Source organism: Desulfoluna sp. CLI2B (assembly GCF_056847375.1).
In genome coordinates this window covers 2,015,307-2,037,754 of the sequence record NZ_CP186557.1, presented here as the reverse complement: position 1 = coordinate 2,037,754, position 22,448 = coordinate 2,015,307, and the positions used below count along the sequence as shown (strand labels likewise).

General features: G+C 58.4%; 21 protein-coding genes and 2 pseudogenes. 10 read left to right on the top strand and 13 right to left on the bottom strand.

Translation table 11 applies throughout. The annotated features are described in order from the left end of the window. Nucleotides 1-179 precede the first annotated feature (179 nt). The 3 genes from ACOYW2_RS09765 to ACOYW2_RS09755 form a co-directional block, all read right to left on the bottom strand. Nucleotides 180-1,136 (bottom strand): tRNA dihydrouridine synthase, encoded by a 957-nt coding sequence (locus ACOYW2_RS09765; protein WP_482770269.1) that lies wholly within the window; start codon nucleotides 1,134-1,136, stop codon nucleotides 180-182. A 250-nt stretch (nucleotides 1,137-1,386) separates the two neighbouring features. Next, a complete protein-coding gene (locus ACOYW2_RS09760) occupies nucleotides 1,387-2,250 on the bottom strand; it encodes a rhomboid family intramembrane serine protease (protein ID WP_482770268.1) in 864 nt (287 codons plus the stop codon). Between the two features lie 275 nt (nucleotides 2,251-2,525). Further along, nucleotides 2,526-2,843, bottom strand: coding sequence for a DUF6951 family protein (locus ACOYW2_RS09755; protein ID WP_482416482.1), 318 nt, complete (start codon nucleotides 2,841-2,843; stop codon nucleotides 2,526-2,528). 303 nt (nucleotides 2,844-3,146) lie between these two features. Between ACOYW2_RS09755 and ACOYW2_RS09750 the strand changes: the two are divergent. The 7 genes and pseudogenes from ACOYW2_RS09750 to ACOYW2_RS09720 all read left to right on the top strand — a co-directional run. After that, a pseudogene (locus tag ACOYW2_RS09750) lies at nucleotides 3,147-3,578 on the top strand (hypothetical protein); the annotation flags it as partial. Nucleotides 3,579-3,601: 23 nt separating this feature from the next. Then, the gene (locus tag ACOYW2_RS09745) at nucleotides 3,602-3,847 is read left to right on the top strand and encodes a hypothetical protein (RefSeq protein WP_482771119.1); all 246 of its coding nucleotides are present in this window, start codon (nucleotides 3,602-3,604) and stop codon (nucleotides 3,845-3,847) included. A gap of 14 nt (nucleotides 3,848-3,861) precedes the next feature. Then, nucleotides 3,862-4,422, top strand: coding sequence for a sodium-dependent transporter (locus tag ACOYW2_RS09740; protein ID WP_482422754.1), 561 nt, complete (start codon nucleotides 3,862-3,864; stop codon nucleotides 4,420-4,422). After that, a complete protein-coding gene (locus ACOYW2_RS09735) occupies nucleotides 4,395-4,604 on the top strand; it encodes a hypothetical protein (protein ID WP_482422753.1) in 210 nt (69 codons plus the stop codon). The genes ACOYW2_RS09740 and ACOYW2_RS09735 overlap by 28 nt, the downstream gene beginning before the upstream one ends. 78 nt (nucleotides 4,605-4,682) lie before the next feature. Then, on the top strand, nucleotides 4,683-6,185 hold the full coding sequence (locus tag ACOYW2_RS09730; RefSeq protein WP_482770267.1) for a sodium:solute symporter family protein: 1,503 nt from the start codon (nucleotides 4,683-4,685) through the stop codon (nucleotides 6,183-6,185). A 487-nt stretch (nucleotides 6,186-6,672) separates the two neighbouring features. Beyond that, nucleotides 6,673-7,299, top strand: a complete 627-nt coding sequence (locus tag ACOYW2_RS09725; protein WP_482770266.1) for a hypothetical protein — start codon at nucleotides 6,673-6,675, stop codon at nucleotides 7,297-7,299. A gap of 43 nt (nucleotides 7,300-7,342) precedes the next feature. After that, nucleotides 7,343-8,623, top strand: coding sequence for a M28 family peptidase (locus ACOYW2_RS09720; RefSeq protein ID WP_482770265.1), 1,281 nt, complete (start codon nucleotides 7,343-7,345; stop codon nucleotides 8,621-8,623). Between the two features lie 374 nt (nucleotides 8,624-8,997). Here ACOYW2_RS09720 and ACOYW2_RS09715 read toward each other — a convergent pair. The 10 genes and pseudogenes from ACOYW2_RS09715 to nifH form a co-directional block, all read right to left on the bottom strand. Next, nucleotides 8,998-9,651: pseudogene (locus ACOYW2_RS09715) on the bottom strand (flavodoxin family protein); the annotation flags it as partial. A gap of 269 nt (nucleotides 9,652-9,920) precedes the next feature. Further along, on the bottom strand, nucleotides 9,921-10,373 hold the full coding sequence (locus tag ACOYW2_RS09710) for a GNAT family N-acetyltransferase (protein WP_482771009.1): 453 nt from the start codon (nucleotides 10,371-10,373) through the stop codon (nucleotides 9,921-9,923). Between the two features lie 4 nt (nucleotides 10,374-10,377). Then, nucleotides 10,378-10,611, bottom strand: coding sequence for a (2Fe-2S) ferredoxin domain-containing protein (locus ACOYW2_RS09705; protein WP_482770264.1), 234 nt, complete (start codon nucleotides 10,609-10,611; stop codon nucleotides 10,378-10,380). 169 nt (nucleotides 10,612-10,780) lie between these two features. Next, nucleotides 10,781-12,106 carry a nitrogenase cofactor biosynthesis protein NifB gene (gene nifB, locus ACOYW2_RS09700; protein WP_482770263.1) on the bottom strand — a complete coding sequence of 442 codons (1,326 nt, stop codon included), beginning with the start codon at nucleotides 12,104-12,106 and terminating at the stop codon, nucleotides 10,781-10,783. A 312-nt stretch (nucleotides 12,107-12,418) separates the two neighbouring features. Continuing rightward, nucleotides 12,419-13,795: a nitrogenase molybdenum-iron protein subunit beta gene (gene nifK, locus ACOYW2_RS09695; RefSeq protein ID WP_482770262.1), complete on the bottom strand. Its 1,377-nt coding sequence runs from the start codon at nucleotides 13,793-13,795 to the stop codon at nucleotides 12,419-12,421. 40 nt (nucleotides 13,796-13,835) lie between these two features. Continuing rightward, nucleotides 13,836-14,234: a nitrogenase component 1 gene (locus ACOYW2_RS09690; RefSeq protein ID WP_482770261.1), complete on the bottom strand. Its 399-nt coding sequence runs from the start codon at nucleotides 14,232-14,234 to the stop codon at nucleotides 13,836-13,838. Then, the gene (locus tag ACOYW2_RS09685; RefSeq protein WP_482770260.1) at nucleotides 14,132-15,481 is read right to left on the bottom strand and encodes a nitrogenase component 1; all 1,350 of its coding nucleotides are present in this window, start codon (nucleotides 15,479-15,481) and stop codon (nucleotides 14,132-14,134) included. Before ACOYW2_RS09685 ends, ACOYW2_RS09690 begins: the two co-directional genes overlap by 103 nt. A 60-nt stretch (nucleotides 15,482-15,541) precedes the next feature. Further along, on the bottom strand, nucleotides 15,542-15,922 hold the full coding sequence (locus ACOYW2_RS09680) for a P-II family nitrogen regulator (RefSeq protein WP_180146375.1): 381 nt from the start codon (nucleotides 15,920-15,922) through the stop codon (nucleotides 15,542-15,544). Further along, a complete protein-coding gene (locus tag ACOYW2_RS09675; RefSeq protein ID WP_482416491.1) occupies nucleotides 15,919-16,275 on the bottom strand; it encodes a P-II family nitrogen regulator in 357 nt (118 codons plus the stop codon). Before ACOYW2_RS09675 ends, ACOYW2_RS09680 begins: the two co-directional genes overlap by 4 nt. 63 nt (nucleotides 16,276-16,338) lie before the next feature. Then, a complete protein-coding gene (nifH, locus tag ACOYW2_RS09670) occupies nucleotides 16,339-17,238 on the bottom strand; it encodes a nitrogenase iron protein (RefSeq protein WP_482422742.1) in 900 nt (299 codons plus the stop codon). Nucleotides 17,239-17,917: 679 nt separating this feature from the next. Between nifH and nifE the strand changes: the two genes are divergently transcribed. The 3 genes from nifE (at nucleotide 17,918) to ACOYW2_RS09655 (ending at nucleotide 22,092) form a co-directional block, all read left to right on the top strand. Continuing rightward, complete coding sequence (gene nifE, locus ACOYW2_RS09665; RefSeq protein ID WP_482770259.1) at nucleotides 17,918-19,273, top strand: nitrogenase iron-molybdenum cofactor biosynthesis protein NifE; 1,356 nt, start codon at nucleotides 17,918-17,920, stop codon at nucleotides 19,271-19,273. Between the two features lie 73 nt (nucleotides 19,274-19,346). Beyond that, nucleotides 19,347-20,705 (top strand): nitrogenase component 1, encoded by a 1,359-nt coding sequence (locus ACOYW2_RS09660; RefSeq protein WP_482416493.1) that lies wholly within the window; start codon nucleotides 19,347-19,349, stop codon nucleotides 20,703-20,705. Nucleotides 20,706-20,964: 259 nt separating this feature from the next. Next, on the top strand, nucleotides 20,965-22,092 hold the full coding sequence (locus ACOYW2_RS09655) for a homocitrate synthase/isopropylmalate synthase family protein (protein WP_482770258.1): 1,128 nt from the start codon (nucleotides 20,965-20,967) through the stop codon (nucleotides 22,090-22,092). Nucleotides 22,093-22,448: the final 356 nt, after the last annotated feature.

Here is a 22,448-nt window from a genome sequence, read left to right as displayed (position 1 = left end):
GAACGTGTTATCCACCGGTATCATCGTCGGTTCTACCCATCACATCGCCGGAAGTCAATACAGATCACAAGGAACGGCAAGGAGGAAAAAGGGAAGGCAACGGGCTGCAGACCATCGCCATGGCGAAGGGAAAAAGGCCCGGTATCCTGGCGACACCGGGCCTGGAAATAGGATGAGGATCAGCCTGCCACCGTGGGTCGTCCGGCAAAGAGCTGCTCCACGGCCGCTTCATAGGCTGCAAGATCGGTGAGGCGGCGCAAGGGTTTGAAGAGACGATCGCCGTTTTCAAAGGCGTCCTTGAAATAGACCCAGAAGGCTTTCATGACGTTGGTCACATGCCCGGGGCCATCGAGCCGTTCCACCTGGCGGGTGTAGATGGCGTCATGGAATGTCTTGAGCAGCCTCAGTTTCGTCTCGTCATCAAACCGGCCGCCCTTGATCTCAGCCGGGAGAAAGGGGTTGGAGATCACCCAGCGCCCGATCATCCAGTCCGAGATGGTGGGAAATCGCTTTGACAGCGCCGTGAACCGATCAAGGGACCACAGGTCTCCGTTATAGATCACGCGATGCCTGATCTCGGGGAGCACGGACTCGAAGAAATCGAGGTCCGGGTCTCCCTTGTACATCTGCACACCGGTGCGGGGATGGACCGTGAGGTCTTCCAGGGGATACCGGTTGTAAATCTCAATGAGGGTGTGGAACTCGTCCCGGGTGTGACGCCCCAGCCGGGTCTTGACGGAGAGGCGCCCTTTCATGCCGCTCACCAGGCTCTCCAGAAGGGCATCCAGTTCATCGGGAAAACAGAGAATCCCCGAACCCTTTTTCTTTTTGGCCACCATTTTATAGGGGCACCCGAGGTTCAGGTTCACCACGGGATGGCCAAGGTCGTAGAGACGGTTGGCAAGCAGCACGATATCATCGGCCACACTGCCCATTACCTGGGGGATCACGGGCATCTTTGTGTTGAGTTCCGGCAAGACGTCGTTCCACTCCCGGTCCTTGGCGCGCCCTTCGGGAAGCGCAGAGATAAAGGGAGAAACGGCAACGTCGATGCCGGAAAAAATCTCGGCATACACGTCCCGGAAAAGCAGCTCGGTGTAGCCCTGCATGGGGGCCAGCCAAAGTCGATGTGTCATGATCTCACCATAAAAAAAGTGACCGTTGCTGCATGGAGCGCGGTCACGAGATATGTGTTGCCGATGCGGGCCAGGGGCCCGCAGCCGGATATGGAATACATCTGTTTTTTTTGTAACTATTCAGCTCAAACAAGCCGTTCCAGGCTCCGCCGAAATAATGTCCACTTTTTCACATTAGAAACGTTTTTTGCGGAGCTTTTTATCAAAAAAGCGACCCGCCGGAGGCAAGCTGAATAGTTACTGTTTTTTCCTACCTGATATGCACATGCATGGTGGTGGCCGCGGTAAAAATCCCCAACAGGATACTTACTGCGGTCACGCCCCCGCACAGGAGGGCCAGGAACTTGTCTCTCTGGGACTCCCGCTTGCGCTCAAGGTAGCCAAGGGCCCAAGCCAGGCCCGCCCCTGCGATAATGCCGCCGCCGTGGGCCCAGTTGTTGATCCCCGGCACGATAAACCCGAAAAGGGCAAGGCTCACCACCCACCCGCTCACCTGGCGGTAGACGGCGTTGCCGTAGGCCCCTCCCCGGTTCTTGCCAAAGTAAAGAGCCGCCCCCACCAGGGCACAGACAGCCCCTGAAGCCCCGATGGTCAAATCCACTCCGGCCAGATACGACACCAAATAGCTCAGGGTCCCGCCCAGCGTAAAAATGATCACCAGACGATAGGTGCCGAACTCACGCATGACAAAGGGCGCAAGGTTCCGAAAGGCGAGCATGTTGAACACAATGTGCAAAATGCTGCCATGGAGCCAGTTGGCCGCCACAAGGGACCACCAGTACCCAAGTCCGTTGATGGGTGCCACCCCCGAGGCCCCCAGAAACAGCAGGGTTTCATTGGACGGAGAAAAAAAGCTCAAGGGGTTGCCCGTCAAGCCCACGCTCTCCCCCCTCAACACGCTGACCACAAGGGAGGCCACATACATCACGACATTGATCCCGATGATTACCTTAAAAATAAGGTCTGGATCGGACATGCCGCGGACCATGGCGTTGTTCTTGAGCCCCGAACCGGGCTTGCGGATTCCGCAGTAAGGACACGACGGCTCGTCATTGCTGATCAGGCGCCTGCAATTCGGACAAAGCAGGGATGTTCGGGAAGGTTTTCTGGTCATGGGGCCTCATTGGATAAATGGATACGAAAGAGAACACGCCAACCGACGTGGAGGGACGGCTACGGAAGCTCAGGAACACAGCCACGGAAGATTTCCGTGGGCTTGTGCTTGCACGGCACCCATCATAAAAGATCCGCGCCACAGCTTCAATAAAAACCGAAACGAGCCATGGCAAAGGACCGCAGGGACCGGAGACCCGTTATGAACCGGTCAAAAAAAGCCGCCCGGAACACCGGATGCGCATCCGACACGCCTCCAGACGGCTTGAAAACAATTCACTTCCTGAAGGTAAGGACCGGATCCGCGGGCAGGGCCAGCCCGACACTCACTTCAAGGGTCTTGAGGATGGCTGCGGGCACGGGACAGGAGACATGGGGAAGATGTGCCGTACAGAGGGTAATCACCTTGGATTGTCCTTTGGCAAACAACTCGTTCATGACATCCAGGGGCTCGTCCCCCAGAGCCTCGGCCACCTTTTTCAGATTCGGACACCCTGTTTCAAGGGTACAGACCGCCTTGTATTTATCCGTCGGGTCGGCCGTGATCACCGTCTTGAACCCACACACACCTGCAAACACTTCCATTTCCGTCATGAGACACCCTTTCTAACAAGGGGGGACGCCTCGAAAGGCTCCCCAAAAAACATAATACGCCAGACAAAAACAAGCCCATGGCACCCCCATGGCCGCCCCTTACCATAAAGACAGGCGGCCGGAGCCCATATCAAGCGCCAAGAGTATAGGACGATTCACAATCAAACACAAACCAGAAAAAATCGAGCAACCCAACCCCGCACAGCCCCCTTGCTTCCCCCGCTTACACAGGCCCCTCATTGACACGCGGAAGAGCGTTACTGTATAAACGTCCTTTGCCCATGCCACGCCTTACTGGGTTCGATGGTAAAAGCAATCTGTGCCACCGCACATATGGGGCCGGGGTACCCGATGTTATTTAGGTATCCGGCCTCTTTTTTTGGGCCTTTTCGCCCGCAATGTAGATTTGGAGAATGCGAAGGTATGCAACAGAAAGGAAAGAGGGACCAGTTCGGAAGCCGACTGGGATTTATTCTGGCGTCCGCAGGGTCCGCCGTAGGGCTTGGAAACATCTGGCGATTCCCCTATGTCACGGGTGAAAACGGAGGGGCTGCCTTTGTTTTTATCTATCTTCTGATGGTTTTTTCCTTAGGGTTTACCGTCATGCTGGCTGAGTTCACCCTGGGGCGCAACACCCAGCGCAACAACGTGGGCGCCCTCATGCGCCTGGGGGGCAAGGCCTGGTCCATGGTGGGATGGCTGGGCATCATCGCCTCCATCATTATTCTTTCATTTTACGGCGTCATCGGGGCTGGACCATGTGGGACCAGCTTGTGTCGGTGTTCCAGGGACTGCCCACAGGAGCAGATGCAGCGGCCCAGGCAGGCCAGGCCTTTGAAGGGTTCATCACCAACTCACCCTCGGTCATCTTCTACCAGGCCCTGTTCATGGGAGCCACCATCTGGGTGGTCTCCAAAGGGATCGGCCAGGGCATCGAGCGATTCTGCAAGGTCCTCATGCCCGCCCTGTTTCTCATAATCTCATCCTGTCCGTGCGTTCCCTGACCCTGGACGGGGCCATGGCAGGCATTTCCTTTTATCTGAAACCCGATTTTTCCAAGGTAACCGGGGGCATGTGCCTGGCCGCCATGGGGCAGGCCTTCTTCTCCCTGAGCCTCGGCAACGGCGGCATGCTCACCTACGGGAGCTACCTGAAAAAAGAGGAGCCCCTCCCCTCCTCGGCCTTCCAGATCTGTATCCTGGACAGCCTGGTGGCCTTCCTCTCCGGCCTCATCATCTTTCCGGCGGTTTTTGCCTTCGGGTTTGAACCGGCCTCCGGGGCGGGCCTCTCCTTCGTGACCCTGCCCGCGGTCTTTTCCCAGATGTTCGGCGGTGTTTTCTGGGCGGGTCTCTTTTTCCTCCTGCTCGTCATCGCCTCCCTCACCTCGTCGGTGAACATGCTGGAAGTGGTCTGCGCCCATTTTATCGATGAAAAGGGATGGTCCAGAAACAAGGCGCCCTGGGCCATCGGCTTCGGCATTTTCCTGCTGGGCGTGCCGTCGGCCATCTCCCTTGCAGGCGGCCTCAACGTATCAGAGGGTTCCTGGACACCATGGACTTCATCGCCTCCAACCTCATGATGCCCCTGGGCGGGTTGTTCATTGTCCTGTTTACCGGCTGGGTCATTGCGGATATCGCCAAAAACGAGGTCACCAACGGCGGCGACGTCTCCTTTTCCCTCCTGCCCGTATGGCAGGTGGCCTGCAAGGTGGTGGCCCCCCTTGCCGTGGGATACATTTTCTTTCAGGGACTCACCTGGTAACAGCGAACGCCGGATCCCCCGGCCAGGATGCCGGGGGATAAACCGCGCAACGCGCCGGACACTCAACGCGAGGGTATCATGAGCGACTACTCTATTTTCATCGGCCTTCTGGCCCTCTACATCGGCAGCCTCATCGGCATCGGCATTTATTACAACAAGAAACAGAAAACCAGCGTAGACTTTTTTCTGGCGGGCCGGGAGCTTAATGCCCTGTCCATCGGCTTTTCCGCCGCAGCTTCCTGGCTTACGGCAGGGGCCCTTCTGGCCGTTACCGGCTTTTTCATGCTCCTGGGCATGGGGTCTATCTGGGGCTTTGTGGCCCCCAACATCATCGCCCTGGTGGTCATTGCCCTTTTCGTCAAAAAGCTGAAACGCCTTCCGGCCATCACCCAGCCGGAGCTCCTTGAGATGCGATACGGCGACTCCCTCAGGGGGCCGGTGGCCATCATCATCACCATTGTCATGATCCTTTTTGCCGTCTCGGACATCAAAGGATTCTCCATGGTGCTGGAAATTTTCTACGGCTTGGATTCCCTCTACTCCGTGCTTATCGTGGGGGCTGCCGTGGCCCTTTATGTCAACTTAGGGGGCTTTTCCGCGGTGGTTTTCACCGACCGCATCCAGTTCACCCTCCTCTTTCTCTTTGTCATGGCCATGGCCGTCATGACCACGGGAGCCGCCACCGACGCAGACACCACCTTGAGCTTTTCCAAGATGGTAAGCGACGTCCCCGGGACCTGGTACAACCCCTTCTCTGTTGGGCTCCCCATGGTCCTGATCTTTACCCTCTCCATCGTTCCCGGCTGGATCACCGAGCAGGACCCCTGGCAGAAAGTATGGGCTGCAAAGGACGACAAAGCCGCGCAAACCGGGATGATCATCGGGGCCGTGCTGGTGACCCTGGTATTCGGCGGATGCGCCGTCATCGCCATCGCCCTCAACCGCCTCTACCCGGAGATTGCCGCCGCGGGCTTTCCCGCAGGCATGGCCAAGGCAGAGCCCGCCCTTCTCGTCTTCATCACGGAAAGCGGCTTCTCCAAATTCGGCCTGGCCCTCTGCGCCATCGGCCTTGCCACCGCCGCCATGTCCTGTGCCGACACCTTTGCCACCTCCGGCGCCTCGTGCATCTCCCGGGACATCTACCAGCGATACATCAACCCCGATGCGGATGAAAAGAGCATCATGCGCATCAACCGCCTCTCCGTCCTTTTCATCATCGGCGCGGCCACCCTCTGCTCTTACTTCATCCACAACATCATCGAGGCGATTCACATCGCCACGTTTATCGCCAGCGCCTCCTACTTTTTTCCCCTCATGGGCGGCCTCTTCTGGAAACGGGCCACCCGTAAGGGTGCTGTGGCGGGCCTTGTCTGCGGGGCCACAACACAGATCGCCCTTGTGGCCATCGACCTGGTAAAAACCCCGCCCATGGCACCCGGTTACCTGGAGTCCCTCTCCCCGATGCTCTCCGGCCACGGCGTCATCGCCGGGATGCTCATCAGCGGCATCGCCTTTGTGGTTGGCTCGTATACAGACAAGCCCGTGGACCAGAAACGACTCGATCTCTTTTTTACCCCATAAGCTTTAGTATCCATCTGAAAAACAGGGACGCTCTTGCAAAAGAGCGTCCCTTACCGGCCCAATACCAAACCCACATTCCTTCCCCAAAAGATCTTACTCACCCTTTTTGCCTGCTTCGAAAATACCTCTCTTGCCAACACCACGGAACAGAATATCTCTTTTATTCCTGAACCATCTTTCCATGGTTTAGAGGCCACCGTTCGGTGACATGGAGCCCTTTCCATCTCCATTGACAAACCATTTGCATGGGTACATCAATAAAGTTTCCCGATATTTCACGACAATCCATGATCTCGCTGTATTCCATTTCTGCGTGCCTTTCCTTTGCGTAAATCAACCGAACAGAGATGATATCCCCAAACTTACATCGCAATTCCGGAATTGACTGAGCATCTGCCCTGTGGCGTCCCCTCACCCCCGGTTTTTCGCCACCACGCAACGGGCAGCCAACCCCATCGTATCCACCCCAACAAAAAGGAAGGACACCATGACACCACGCAACGTGAAAACCACGTTTCGCTGCATCTGTTTTTCCCTGGGCATCGCCCTGCTCATCGCGGCCTACGCCCACGCATCCGCATCGGCTCCACCCATAACGGCATCACGGGGCACCCTGCCCGATGCCGTGGAGCTTCACTGGCAACCCGTCAGCTGGGCAACGGGGTACCACATCCTTCGCTCCGGCAACTTCAACGGGCCCTATTTTCCCGTGGGATGGGCGGACGACGGAAACGAGACATATCGAGACGAAAAAGCGGAAGGCGGGGTGTACTACTGGTACAAGGTCAAACCCCAATTCGGCATCATTGCCGGAGGGTCCACCCCGAGGGCACAAGGCTGGATCACCCCCAGGGAGCCCGGTGGCATGGTGGATACCACGGAAAGGATTCCGGGGCTTCTCAAGCAGGTCCCCCATTTTCACAACGTCAGGAACCTGGCGAGAAAAAGGGAAAAGTCGCTTCCGGTACCGACGCTGACAGACGGATTCATCCCCTCCAACGAGGAAGAGGACCATTGGGTGGAGGGAATCTGCGCCACAGAACACCGCCGCATCGGCTCACCGGAATCCCGCATCGCCATTGCCACCCTGACCGGGTGGCTGGAAAGAATATGATCGGGCCCCATATGTCTATGATCAGCCCTTTGCCCTGGAGGCCGTGTACACCGCAACGGACTGGGGCCTGGACATCGACAGGGGCGACGGCTTCAAGCCCTTTGACGCCTTTTACGCCGTGAACACGGGCATGACCCTGGACAACCCCAACGGCTCCATGGTCACAGGCCCCATGGTGTGGGCCGGGGACGGCAGCCCCGAGTCCTTTGACAAACTTGGCAATATCCAGGGCAAGGTGGTGGTGGCCGAATGCGAGTTCTCCAACCTGCCCCTGGGGTTCATCGACATGCTCTACAACGGAGGCTACGCCAAATCTGACCCGGAGAACTGGATCAACCTGTTCACCTCCCTTCCCATGACCTTTACCCGCTCCAATTTTCCGGCGGAGTACCTGGACGAGGATCATTACGATGAGGCGGTGTACTGGCAGGCCTTCGACAGGGGCGCTGCCGGGCTGGTCCTCATCATGAAAAACCACCCCGGTGACCTCAATACGCACTGGGGGCCCTACGACGGCCGCATGCGACCCATGCCCTGCATGTGGGTAAGCAGCCACAAGGGAGAGGAGATCAAAGAAATCGCCGAATCCGGCGCCACGGCCAGGGTCCACATTACAGGGGAGGTCAAACCCGGAGAGGGCCACAACATCTACGCGGTGCTCCCGGCCACCGAGCCCGTGGACGGAAAGCTCTCCGATGAGATCATCCTCATCAGCACCCACCACGACTCCTGCTTCAAAGGGGCCACCGAAGACGGCACAGGCGTGGCCATGGTCCTTGCCCAGGCCGCCTACTGGAGCCGGGTGGAAAAGCGGGAGAAAAACATCGTCTTCATCTTCACGGACGGGCACCACTACCGGGGCCTGGGCGCCGAACTCTTTGCCCATGACCACCTGCACGACATCATGGAGCACACCATCATCAACATCAACCTGGAGCACCTTGCGGCAAGCGGGGTAAAGGAAAACAAGGAAGGAAAACTCGTGGTCCAGGACCACGGGGCCCTGACCACCATCTTTATCAATGAAAACCCCACAGCCATTGCGGCCACGGCCCGCATGCTCGAAGCCGCTCAGCCCGACCGCACCGTGGCCATCCACTCCACCCTTTTAGGCAACGTGCCGCCTGGGGAATCCGGTCACTTCCACGTGGTGGCGGGCATCGACTTCATCCACTGGATCGGCTACCCGGTCTACCTCCTCACCTCGGAAGACACCCTGGACAAGGTGGACCAAAGCATCCTCAGCCCCCTGGCCCGAGCTGCCACCGAGCTCACCGCCACCTTTATGATGCTCCCGGACGGGTACTCGGACTACGCTGAGTAATGTAAGGTATGTCGTAACTATTCAGCTTCCAAAAAAACCTCCGGCAACTCTGCCGGAGGTTTTACGTTTATTTCAGATTGCCTCCGGCGGCGAGGTGAGCCACCTCGAAAGCTGATTGCCCTTGCGCTTTGCCCCTCGTTCCTCGGGCCAAAGCGCAAGGGCCTTCTACTCGGGCTTCGCCCGACACAAACGCTAATGGTATGTGCGAGCTGGATCACACGCTTCGACGTAACAGGATACGTTATCGATACTTGCCCATTATGGATTTAATCGCACTGCCTCCGGAGGCTTCTTTTTTCGCACTCCCAGGCTCCGCCTTGCAGGTATGAACCATAGAGGGTGTAGCGACCTCAAACGTGAAGGCCGAGCCCGTACTAGGCTGTCTGCTCGCGATGGTGAAACAGGAATTTTTTCTGGTTTTTGGCACTCGCCCCAGAAGGATATCGGAGCCTAAAAAGCGCGGGCTCTTTGGGAATGGGCTGGGCCACGGCCGCGGCCATGGTCTCCTCGCTGATCTTGCCGTCCTTGACGAATTCCCTGCCGGCCTGCCTGATGGCCTCATGGATGGCGGGCACCTCTTTGGGAAGGAGTTCTTCCATGGCCAGGACATAGGAGTTGGGACGCAGGAGTTCCCCTGCGTACTCGGCCTGGAAGTTCTTGCAGATTCGCTTGACGTGATCCACCAGCCCGTCGAAGTTGTCCATCTCCCAGAACCCGCAGACGCTCATAAGAAAAAGGCTCGGAATGTTTGAAATGCGGGACTTGTGGCGATAATGACCGTCCACCATTTCAAACTCGGGCTCCACCAGGGGAATGATCCGGTCGGTGAAGGTCTTCATCTGGGCTGTCATCCCGTCCACATACAAAGGCGTTGCCAGAATAAGCACGTCCGCTGCCGCCACCTGATCCAGAATGGCCGGCATGTCGTCTTTATGGATGCACTCCCCGGGGGTGCGGACCCAGCAGTTGAAGCATCCGTCGCAATACCTGATCTTCTTGTCCACCACATTGAACCGTTCCACCTCTGCCCCCGCCTCTGGGCTCCCCTTCCAGAAACAGGTTCAACATCAGGTGGGTCATCCCTTTTTTCGTTGTCGGGCTTCCGTTTACAGCCAGAATCTTCATGCTCGCTCTCTCCTTATCAAAGCAATGGGATTGAAAATCCTGTCATCCGCAAACGTCACCAGCAAAGGCACAATCAACGGAAAAGACAGGGTTTATGCCTGTCAGGCTGCCACAAACCCTGCCAAATAGCAAAGAGATGTCCCTTAAAAAACAGCAATACGTAAAGAGCCATTCAGCTCTTTCGCCTGCACACCATGCGGGTTTCAGCCCAGCCCATGCGCGAGTAAAAGCCCAAGGCGTTTCGGTTGGTCTTGTCCGCAAGGAGCTGGAGCCTGGATGCGCCGAGCCCACGGGCCCAGGCTTCCACCCCAGCAAGGAGCATGGCCCCTAGACCATGCCCCCTGTGGACCTCTTCCACCACCAGGTCCTCCACCAGGGCGGAGAGCCCGCCTTCGGCCGTGGAAACCAGGCACTGGGCGCTGCACATGGCCACAACGCGGGCCCCGGCTTCCACGCACAGGATCACCGAGTCGTCCCGGGACAAAAGCATGCGCAGCCCCCGTGCCTGTTTCTCCGGATCAATGGCAAAATCCGCTTCCAGGGCGAACAGCACAGCAAGAAGTGACACCAGCCCCTGGATATCCTCCTGCCCTGCCAGTCGGAGGACGTAGGCGCCATCAGTCATCACCTCAGGCCTCCACGGCCGTCAGGAGATACGCTTCGGCTGCGGTGCCTTCTTCGATGGCGTCGAGGACCGCGTCCACAGCCTCTTCGGAGTCGATGCCCCCGTACCAGTGATTTTCCGGGTACACCACCACCACGGGCCCCCGCTCGCACTGCTTGAGGCACCCGGTGCTGGAGAGCAGGACATCGCTCATGCCCCGATCCAGGATTTCCTCTTCAAAGTACTGGAGAAGAGACACCGACCCTTTTTATGGCAGATCCCCTGGGGTTCCCCGGAGACACGGTAACTTGCGCATACAAAAATATGATGTTTCGGACATTCCATGATCTGCTCCTTTTCTCTTAAAATCGCTTTAGATTCATTCTTCGATGGTGCGCAAGCGCACCCTACAACCTGGCCGATAGCCATTAACCGCACCCCATGCCCATGCCCATGCCGGAGCACATTTCGCCCCGCCGCCTGGCTGGCCTTTTTGCCATGGCGTCCAGGCTTCGGCCCTCGAACACCGCCCCCAGGGCTTCGTCAATGAGCCCTTCGATGACGTGCACATCCACCCCGCTCTCTGCCATGGCTTTGCGGGGCGCGTCCCCAATGCCGCTCACAAGCAGGGTCGAGCAATCGGCCAAGCGCTCTGCAAGCTCCCGCCACCTCTCGGCCCCGGTACCCGCTGCCGGTGTGGGCCGGGTCTCCAGGTGCAAGAATTGGCCCTTTTTCTTGCCGAAAATCTTCAACTCCATGGCCTCGCCAAGGTGCTGGTTCACCAGCAGGCCTTCCATGGAGGCCACGGCCACAAAGGGCCGCTCACTGTGGGTGGTCCGGCAGCTCTCTTGGGGGGACTCCCAGACGGAATCGGGCACTTCGGGCATGAGCTCGCACGCCTTGAGCTTGGCCATGAGGCCGTTGTCCTGGGCATCGCCCAAGCACCCCACGGCATCGGCACGGCACCGGGCACAATGGGTCATCTGCCGGATATACACCCCGGCCTCTTTCCTGACGGCGGTGACTTCAGCCGCCGACGGCTCCGGGATATGGGAAAAGGCAGAGCCCTTGTTTTCATGGAAGGGCAGGCAGTTGAAGATATCCACCCCGAGGCCTGCCACGGTCTTTGCGATCTCCACGATGTGGTGATCGTTGATCCCCGGGATCATGATGGCGTTGACCTTCACCATGACCCCCGCCTGCTTCAGGGCCCTGATGGCGGCAAGCTGGCGCTCCATAAGAAGGGCCGCCCCTGCCTGGGAGCCGATGACCCGCTTGCCGTCCCGAACCCAGGCATACACCTCCGCGCCCACGGCCGGATCCACGGCGTTGACCGTGACGGTCACATGCCCTGTGTCCAGTGCGGCCAGATCATCGATGAAGGGGGCAATGCCCAATCCGTTGGTGGCAAGACAAAGGATCACATCGGGATAGGCCTGCCGGACCAGGCGCAGGGTCTCCATGGTCTGGGACGGGTTGGCAAAGGGGTCCCCGGGCCCGGCGATGCCCACCACCGAGATGTTCTTCTTGGCCTCGAACACATGCTCCAGGTACACCAGGGCCTGATAGGGCGAGAGCACACCGCTGGTAACCCCCGGGCGGCTCTCGTTGACGCAGTCGAATTTCCGGTCACAGAACCGGCACTGGATGTTGCACCGGGGGGCCACGGGCAGATGGACCCGCCCGAAGCGCTTGCGGGCATTGACGTTAAAACAGGGATGGTTGACGCTGTTGATATCCTTATCTGGTTTCATTGGCTCTCTCCTGAAAATAGCTGTAAACATCCCGCCTGGAGCAAGATGATCCGCCGTGGGCACATGTGCGAATGACGAGCCGTTCACACATCTTTGATTGTAACTATTCAGCTTATGTTTGCCTCCGGCGGCCCTGCCGGGGGCCAAACTTTTGCCTGATTTATGAAACGCAGGTTTGACAAACAGGTCTTGACAGCTTTGGCATGAATTCAAGCGATTTTGACTGCTCTAATCCTTTTACCGGAAAGTTTTTTGCGGAGCTTTTTTTCAAAAAAGCGACCCGCCGGAGGCAAGCTGAATAGTTACCCTTTTTTACATGACCAGCTCGAAGCTCTCCTCTGAGGAGTCGCGATCCTTTCGGTCGAGGAGGGCGCTGAGTATCTGCTCCAAAAGCCTCAGGCCGCCCCGGTAGCCCACTGTGGGAAAGTAGGAGTGCCCCACCCTGTCCAGGATGGGAAACCCGTGCCGCACAAAGGGGATGTCCTCGTCCCGTGCGATGTACTTGCCGTAGGTGTTGCCCATCAAAAGGTCCACGGGCTCGTTTTTGATCCACTGGTGCAGTTGGAACATGTCCCCGTGGGATTTGATGTTGACGGGCACGGGGGAGTCCCTGGTGAGTTCGGCGATGGTGGCTTCGAACTCCTTGCCCGGGGTGCCGGTGACGATGTGCACGGGCACCATGTCCAGGGTCACGAGAAACTCGGTGAGGGCGATGAGCTGGTCCGGGTCTCCGAACAGGGCCACCTTTTTCCCGTAGAGGTACTGCTGCATGTCCGTCATGACGTCCACGAGCTGGCCGCGCTCAAAGGTCAGGGAGTCCGGCACGGTCACCCCGGCGAATTTCCGCAGGGTGTCGATGTAACGGTCCGTGGCCACAAGCCCGATGGGCAGGGGCAGCACCCGACACGGCACCTTGAACTTGGTGTCCAGGAACTTGGCGGCAAGGGAGGAGGCAAAGGAGCCAAGGGCCAGGGTCCCCATGCTGTCCCCCGTGGACTTAAGCTCCTCCACGGTGGTGCCCCCTTTGGGGAACATATGGTACCTGCCGGTCTGGGGGCCGTTGAGCACCCCGGAGGTATCGGGAAACAGAACGGTTTTCACCCCCATCTCCTCTGCCAGGCGCTTGACCTCGGCCATGTCCGACGGCTCCACAAAGCCCGGGATGATGTTCATCTGGTTTTTCTGCTCACCGGTCTTTTCGGCAAAACCGCTGACGATGCCCTTGCACATGTTGGAAAAGCCCGTCACATGGGAGCCCACGTAGCTGGGGGTCGGGGCGTAGATCACGTGCTTTCCCTCGGGCACCTTGCCGTCGTCGTAGGCTTTCTTGACGATCTGGGTCAAATCGTCCCCTATGGTTTCCGACAGGCATGTGGTATGAACGGAGATGATGTCAGGCTCGTACACGGTAAAGATATTGTCGATGGCCTGAAGCATGTTGGACTGACCGCCGAACACCGACGATCCTTCGGTAAAGGAGCTGGTGGCCGCCACCACCGGTTCCTTGTAATGCCGGGTCAGGGTGCTTCGATGGTAAGCGCAACACCCCTGGGATCCGTGGCTGTGGGGCATACAGCCATGGATCCCCAGGGACGCGTACATGGCGCCGATGGGCTGACAGGTTTTGGCCGGGTTGATCATCAGGGCCTTTCTGTCCGTAATCTCTGTGGGTGTGTGTCTCAGTAGCATGATGTGTCCTTTTTTGTCTGGTTGATTCCGTCACCGCGCCTCACGCCGCTGCATAGGTCGCCGTCAGCTCCGGCTCTTTCTCCCAGGGCGCCTTCACATACGACCACACCTTGCTGTTGGTCATCCGCGCGATTTCCCGGTAAAAGTTGATGGCTCCCTTGAACCCCGCGTAGGGGCCTCCGTAGTCGTAGGAGTGAAGCTGCTTCATGGGCACCCCGCTCTTCTGGATGATGTACTTCTCCTTGATTCCCGCGCAGAAAACGTCGGGCTTGATGGCCTCGATGAGCTTTTCCGTCTCGTACTGGCTGATGTCGTCGATGACAAAGGTGTTGGGCTTCATGTCCGCGATGAGGCCGTCGTACTCGCGGTAGATCTGGCCCGTGGACGTGAGTTCCTCCTCGGTCTTTCGCAGCCGGTACTTGTCCGGGTCCTGCTCCACGGAGAGTTCTCGATGCTGTCGATGCACGATTTCCAGCCCTTGATGGAGGAGGCGCTGCTTGCCTGGTAGATCATCCCGATCAGCGGCTTCCTGGCGGCCATGGTCTTCATACCGAGCTCGCTGAAGAGTTCCTGGTAGTGGTGGGCCCTGGACCCGCCCACAAAGAGCATGGCCAGTTTGCCTTCGCACAAGGGGCGGTTCGCCTCCATGGCCTCGTTCACAGCGGGCATCTCCCGGGCGATGACCTCTTCCACCCGGGCGGTGAGTGAATCATCTTCAAAGTACTGAGCAATTTTTCTCAACGATTGGGCGGTGGCCCGGGCTCCGATAAAGTTAATCTTGATCCAGGGCATCCCGTACTTCTTCTCCATCATCTCCGCCATGTAGGTAATGGAGCGGTGACACATCACCACGTTCAAGTCGGCTGTGTGGGAGTTGGCAAACTGCTCCATGGTGGAGTTGCCGCTGAAGGTGGAGATAAGGGAGATCCCGCACTCATCCAGGATCCGTTCGATTTCAAAGGCGTCCCCGCCGATGTTGTACTCGCCCAGAAGGTTGATCCTGAACTCCCCGCCCCGGATGGTGTCGTCCAGGCCCACCACATGTTGAAAAATTCCGTTGTTGGCGATGTGGTGACCCGCGGACTGGCTCACCCCCTTGTACCCCTCACAACTGAACCCGAAGATGTTGATGCCCAGGGTCTCCTTCATCTCCCGGCACACCGAATGGATGTCGTCCCCGATGAGCCCCACCGGGCAGGTGGAAAAGACGCTGATGGTCTGGGGATGAAAGATGTCGTACGCCTCCTGGATGGCCTGCTTGAGTTTCTTTTCTCCGCCGAAGACGATGTTTTCGTCCTGCATGTCCGTGGAAAAGCAATAGGGCATGTAGTTCGGGGAGTCATCGGAGGCGGGCCGGGTCTGGTTTCGCCGGGTCAGCCAGGCGTAAAAGCCGCACCCGATGGGGCCGTGGACAATGTTGATCACGTCCCGGGTGGGCCCCAGGATCACCCCTTTGCAGCCTGCGTAGCAGCATCCCCTCTGGGTCAGGATACCGGGCACGGTTCGCACGTTGGCTCCGATCTCGGGAATGTCGGTGCCTGCGCCGCCAGGCTTTACAAGGATCTGCTTGGCCCGTTTCCGGGCGACCTTGGTGGGATACTTGGAGAGAATCTCGGACCTGACCTTGTCAAGGTCCACATCGTGGGTGCTCTCGGTTCGGTTGGTATCTGTGACTGGTGCTTCCATGGTTTTCCTCTCTTGATGTTCGTGTGGGTCTTGCAATCACCCTGTGCCGGTTGCCCGGGTTCACAGCTCGTCGAGCACCGCATCGCCATGCTCTCCCGTGCGGATACGAATGGCGTCTTTGGAGGGCAGGACAAAGATCTTGCCGTCCCCGGACTTTCCCGTCTGGTTCACCCGGATCAGGGTCTGCACGGCCGTCTCCACGAGGTTGTCGGGAAGGGAGATGAGAATCAGGCGCTTAGGGATAAGCCGGTCGGTCTGTCCCAGCCGGGAGACCGCCTCTTCGTAGCCGTGTTCGGCCCCTTCCAAAAGGTCCAGGTCCACAATGCCCTTTCCCCTGCCCAGCACCTCCCGGGCGGTCATGGAGGAGATCCCGGCGTCCGACAGGGCCCGCTTGGTCTGGTTCATCATGTTCATCCTGATGATGGCGATGACCTCCTTCATACCGGCACCTCCTCAAGCTCCCCGTCAGCGTTCTGGCGAATCCCAGAGCTGATGGTGTAGCTCTCCTCTACAGGGGTGATGAAAATCTTCCCGTCCCCGAAGGCACCTTTTTCACCGGAGCGGGCCGCCTTGATGATGGTCTTGACCACGTACTCCCGGTCGGACTCCTTCACCACGGTGAAGAGCAGCTCCTTGATGATTTCGTCGTAGGTCACTTCGCCGATCTTGATGCCCCGCTGCTTGCCGCGGCCCACCACGGAAAACCGGGTGATGGCGGGAAACCCCGCGGCCATGAGGGACTCCAGGACATGGTTGACTCTTTCAGGACGGACGATGGCGCGTATCATGATCATGGTAACGGTCTCCTTTGCGTATTTTTTCTGTCTCTATTCAGTTAATCTGCATTGAAAATACGTTTACCCGCCCAAGCCGTAATCCATCAAAAGGCTTTCGAGCTCTTCAATTTCAATGGGGGTCGGAATCACATGCAGGGTGTTTTCCGAAATCTTCTTGGCCAGGGTACGGTATTCATCGGCCTGGGGATCTTCAGGCTCGTATTCGATGACCGTTTTCTTGTTGATTTCGGCCCGCTGAACCACATTGTCCCTGGGGATAAAGTGGATCATCTGGGTCCCGAGCTTTTTGGCCAGCTCTTCGATCATCTCTTTTTCAAAATCCACGTTTCGCGAGTTGCAGATGAGCCCGCCGAGGCGCACACCACCGGACTCCGCAAACTTGACGATGCCCTTGCAGATGTTGTTGGCCGCGTACATGGCCATCATCTCGCCGGAGACCACGATGTAGACCTCTTGGGCCTTGCCCTCCCGGATGGGCATGGCAAACCCGCCGCACACCACGTCGCCCAGGACGTCGTAAAACACGTAGTCAAGCTCCTTGGAGTCCGAATAGGCCCCCAGCTGCTCCAGCAGGTTGATGGAGGTGATGATGCCCCGGCCCGCGCACCCGACGCCTGGTTCGGGGCCCCCGGATTCGGTGCAGACAGCGTTCCTGAAGCCTTCCTTCAGCACATCGCTCAGTTCCACGTCTTCGCCCTCTTCACGCAGGGTATCCAGCACCGTCTTCTGGGCCAGCCCTCCCAAGAGAAGTCGCGTGGAGTCGGCCTTGGGGTCGCACCCCACCACCATCACCTTTTCACCGCTCTCCGCCAGGCCAGCCACTGTGTTCTGGGTTGTCGTGGATTTTCCGATGCCGCCTTTCCCATAGATCGCAATTTTTCTCATGGTGTGTCTCCTTAAGGTGTTGAGTCGTTGGGTAGATGCCGGGTGCCCGTCCCTTTCGGGGCCTTCAACGGGCAAACCCGGGAAATCAAAATTCGTCGTTCGCAGAGCTTACGTAGCAACAGCCATGCCATGGCGAGTAATCCACAGCATCAAAAACCCTCAACACATTGATAAATCGTTATAAAACGCCATAAATCCCACATCCACCCCACGCGATACCCGAGGAATTTCACCTCCACCTTGCCAACAAAATTGTAATAACAATTCAACGACACAACATTTTTGTAGTAACACTGTTCAATACCCATCCCCCAAGCCAGAACCAGACCCGACACCGCTTCCCCACCCCCCACCTATATCCGGCTGTATCAGTAACGGCTTAGCCTATAGCCCCCCCACCCATAACCCCATTGTTTCAGACATATCGCGATAAAAACGAAGCCCCGCTCAAGATCCTTTTTTCTGCCGTGTCACAGGAGTCCTCCGCTTCGTGACTGTGGAATCGATCCGCGACAGCGTCGCCCCCCAAAAAAGAAACATCGATGTTATTTCTCAACATCAAGTCAACAAAATTGTCATTACGAACACAACGTAGCGTGAACCCACGCGCACACAATCCATCAAGAAAATCCCGCAAAGCCTGACATTACGGCAAATTACCCACGCAACCTCACAAAACAATCTCCGACTGGCACAGTCATTGCGATATTATCGCCATGATATTCGTCAACCCACCCACCAAAGGAGCCACAGCATGACGGAATTGAACATCCTTAAAGAGAGAGAAAAACAGGTCCACAGAAATGACCTCACCACCTTTCAAATGGACTGTGAAACCAAAAGCGCCGCAGGCTCGGTCAGTCAGAGGGCCTGTGTCTTCTGCGGCTCGCGGGTTGTTCTCTACCCGGTGGCCGACGCCCTTCACCTGGTCCACGGTCCCATCGGATGCGCGGCCTACACCTGGGACATCCGCGGTGCCCTCTCCTCGGGGCCCCAGCTCCATCGCCTCAGCTTTTCCACGGATTTGCGGGAGGAGCAGGTGGTCTTCGGGGGTGAGAAAAAACTCCGCCAATGCCTGACGGACCTCATCGATCGCCACGCACCGGCCGCGGCCTTTGTCTACGCCACGTGCATCGTGGGCATCATCGGAGATGACGTGGACGCCGTTTGCAAAGCCGTGACCAAAGAAAAGGGGATCCCCGTGATTCCCGTGCACTCGGAAGGATTCAAGGGAACCAAAAAAGACGGGTACAGGGCGGCCTGCAAGGCCCTTTTCCAACTGGTGGGCACAGGGGACACAAGCGGCATCCCACCGGTGAGCATCAACATTCTGGGGGAATTCAACATCGGCGGGGAAGCGTGGATGATCGAAGAGTACTACCGGAAGATGGGCGTGGAGGTGGTCTCGGTCCTCACCGGGGACAGCCGGGTGGAGAAGATCAAACGGAGCCACGGCGCGACCCTTAATGTGGTGCAGTGCTCCGGGGCCATGCTCCAGCTGGCCGAGATGATGGAAGAGGCTTACGGCATCCCTTACATCCGGGTCTCCTACTTCGGCTTAGAGGACACGGCCCAGGCCCTCTACGACGTGGCCGCCCACTTCAGCGACCACCCGGACGTGATGGAAGCCACCCGGGCCCTGGTAAAAACGGAAATCGAGGCTGTTCACCCGGACCTGTTGGAGTTCAAAAAGGTGCTCCACGGCAAAAAGGCCGCCATCTACGTGGGCGGCGCTTTCAAGGCCTTTTCCCTCATCAAGGCCCTCCGGTACCTGGGCATGACAACGGTCCTGGTCGGGTCCCAGACCGGCAACACCCAGGACTACGACCTGCTCAAAAAAATGTGCGACACCGACACCATCATCGTGGACGACTCCAACCCCCTGGAGCTCTCCACCTACATCACGGAAAAGGAGGCCGACATCTTCATCGGCGGAGTCAAGGAGAGGCCCATCGCCTACAAGATGGGCATCGGGTTCTGCGACCACAACCACGAACGAAAAACGCCCCTGGCGGGATTCAAAGGAATGCACAATTTCGCCAAGGAGGTATACACCACGGTCCGAAGCCCGGTGTGGCAGTTTGCACCGGCACGAAACCGTGTGTATTGAAGGCATTTTTTTAAGACATCCCCCTCCAGCACCGGAGGGACCATTTCCCATTTATCCACCCAAGGAGAGAGACATGGACGTCACCTACAACGACTCGGCCACAACCAACGCCTGCAAACTCTGCACGCCCCTGGGGGCGTCCCTGGTATTCAAAGGAATCCGAGGCTCCGTGCCCCTGATGCACGGGTCCCAGGGATGCGCCACCTATATCCGGAGATACCTCATCAGCCACTTCAGAGAGCCCGTGGACATTGCCTCCTCCAACTTCTCCGAAGACACGGCCATTTTCGGAGGGGGCGACAACCTGAAACAGGCCATCACCAACGTCACCCGACAGTACAAACCGGAGCTGGTGGGCATCTCCACCACCTGCCTGAGCGAGACCATCGGCGATGACGTGGGCATGATCTTAAAGGAGTTCAAGGCTGAGCAGTCCGGCGGTCGCCTGCCGGAAATCGTCCACGTCTCCACCCCGAGCTACCGGGGCACCCATGTGGACGGCTTCCACGACGCCGTGGCCGCCCTGCTCCACGCCCTTGCGGACAGCCTGGGCGGGAACAACGGGTGCATCAACATCCTGCCCGGCATGGTCTCTCCGGCGGACATGCGGCATATCCGGGAAATTTTGGATGACTTCGACACAGGCTGCTTCATGCTCCCGGATTACTCAGAGACCCTGGACGGCGAGCTGTGGGACAGCTATCAGAAAATCCCCACAGGGGGCATCGGCATCGACGAGATCAGGGAGATGGGCGGGGCCCGCGCCACCATCGACTTGAGCCGCGTCTGCAGCGAAAAACGAAGCGGTGCCCAGGTCCTCAAGGCCCGATGCAATATCCCGGTCCATCGCACGGGCCTGCCCCTTGGCATCAAGGCCTGCGATCACTTTTTCGCCACCCTGTCGGCCCTCACGCGTCGTGACGTGCCTGAAAAATACACCCGGCAGAGGGGGCGCCTTCTGGACGCCTTTGTGGACGGCCACAAATACATCTCAGGCAAACGGGCCGTAGTCTACGCAGAAGAGGATCTGGTGGTGGGGCTGGCGGGTTTTCTCTGCGAAATCGGCATCGTCCCCGTGGTCTGCGCCTCAGGGGGCACCAGCGGGCACATGCGAGATATTCTGGAAAAGACCCTGCCGGACAACATGAAAGAAGACGTGACAATCATCGAAGAGGCAGACTTCCAGGACATCGAAGAGGCGGCCCTGAAGGCGTCTCCGGACCTTTTCATCGGCAACAGCAAGGGCTACTCCATCACCCGGAAACTGGGGATTCCCCTGATCCGAGTGGGCTTTCCCATCCACGACCGTTTCGGCGGTCAGCGGACCCTCCACGTCGGCTACCGGGGAACCCAGCGGCTCTACGACAACATCGTCAACGCCGTTCTTGAGGCCAGGCAGACCACCTCGGATGTGGGGTACAGCTACATGTAAGGCTGCAAGAAAGAGCAAGAAAGCAGCCTCCGGCGGCAAGGTGTGCCACCTTGAAAGCAAATTACCGCCGGGCTTTACCCCTCGTTTCTCGGGTCAAATCCCAGCGGTGTTCTGGCGAACTACTGTGTGATTATTTGTTTCCGACAGCCTAACCCGGATATTTCATGAGTCGCGTGCACCCAAAAGCCGCACAGGAGTACGGCGCTCCTCCTGACACATTGGAAAACTCTTCATATACAGATTAAGTGGGATATCAACCATGGACACAAAATATAAGACATCGGGACGCGTCATCCTCTCCGATACCACCTTGCGGGACGGGGAGCAGGCACCGGGCGTGGCGTTCACCAGAAAAGAGAAGATAACCCTTGCTGCGGCCCTTTCGGACGCCGGGGTCGATGAGCTGGAGGTGGGGACCCCGGCCATGGGAGCCGAAGAGAGACACACCATCCGGGAAATGGCGAGATTAAAGCTCAAATCTCCCCTCACCTGCTGGTGCCGGGGAACGGCCGAGGATCTTGAGCTGGCCATGGGCTGCGGAACCCAGGGCGTTCACCTGAGTTTTCCCGTCTCAGACAGGCTCCTTGCGGCAACGGGCAAAGAGTCGGAACAGGTGCTGGAGGCGCTCTGCGCCCTCGTTGCCCGGGCAAAAACAGCCTTTGACACCTGCACCGTGGGCGCCATGGACGCGTCCCGGGCTGAAAAGAAAACCCTCGACGCCTTTGTCCGCTGTGCACGGGAGGCAGGGGTAAGCCGGGTGCGCCTGGCAGACACCGTGGGCATCTTCACGCCCCACGCGGTGAGCCGCCTCGTCACCGACCTCAAGGCCTCGGGCATGCCACTGGAATTCCACGGACACAACGACCTGGGCATGGCAACGGCCAACAGCGTGGCCGCCGCCGAATCCGGTATCGATGCCCTCAGTGTCACCGTGGGCGGCCTGGGCGAACGGGCAGGAAACGCAGCCCTGGAAGAGGTTGCAGCAGCCCTTGCCTGGGGCACCCCCCTGTCCACGGGCATGGACCTGACCGCCCTGCCCCGGCTCTGCGCCCTTGCCGAGCAGATCACCGGCATATCCCCCGCCCCCACCAAACCCATCACCGGGTCTGCGGTCTTCACCCATGAATCGGGCATCCACGCCCACGCCATGCTCAAAGACCCAACAGCCTTCCAGCCCTTTGCCCCAGACGCCGTGGGCCGGGAAGCCCCAACCATCGTGGCGGGCAAGCACTCCGGCACCTCCGCCCTGGCCCATATTCTGGCAACCGAAGGGATTCGCATGAGCCGGGAAACACTCGCCGCGTCCATCCCTGCCATCCGCAGGGAAGCCGAAGTAAAAAAGCGGGGGCTCACCCCACGGGAGGTCACAGCCATCTGCCTTGGATAAGGACAAAATAGGTCAAAAAAAAGGCCTCCGGCGGCGAGGTGTGCCACCTCGAAAGCAATTTGCGATTGCTTCGCTCCCTGGCTCTGCCTTAGCTGCAACGAAACCGCGCAGCCCCGCGCAATAAAAAAGGCTACACAAACAGCCCCTTGCATGGGCATAACACGAAGCCGACGGTGTAGGAGTGTGAGGTAGGGTGGTGCTGCGATGCCCGAAAAATCGTAACGGTCATGATAATCCATGGTCGGGAAACTGTCTCACAGACAAATGGCAAAAGGTGTCGGTTTTCCGGACACATGGTGCGCAAGCACACCCTACAGGACGTCACATAACAAGCGGTTCAAATCATCCTGACAATC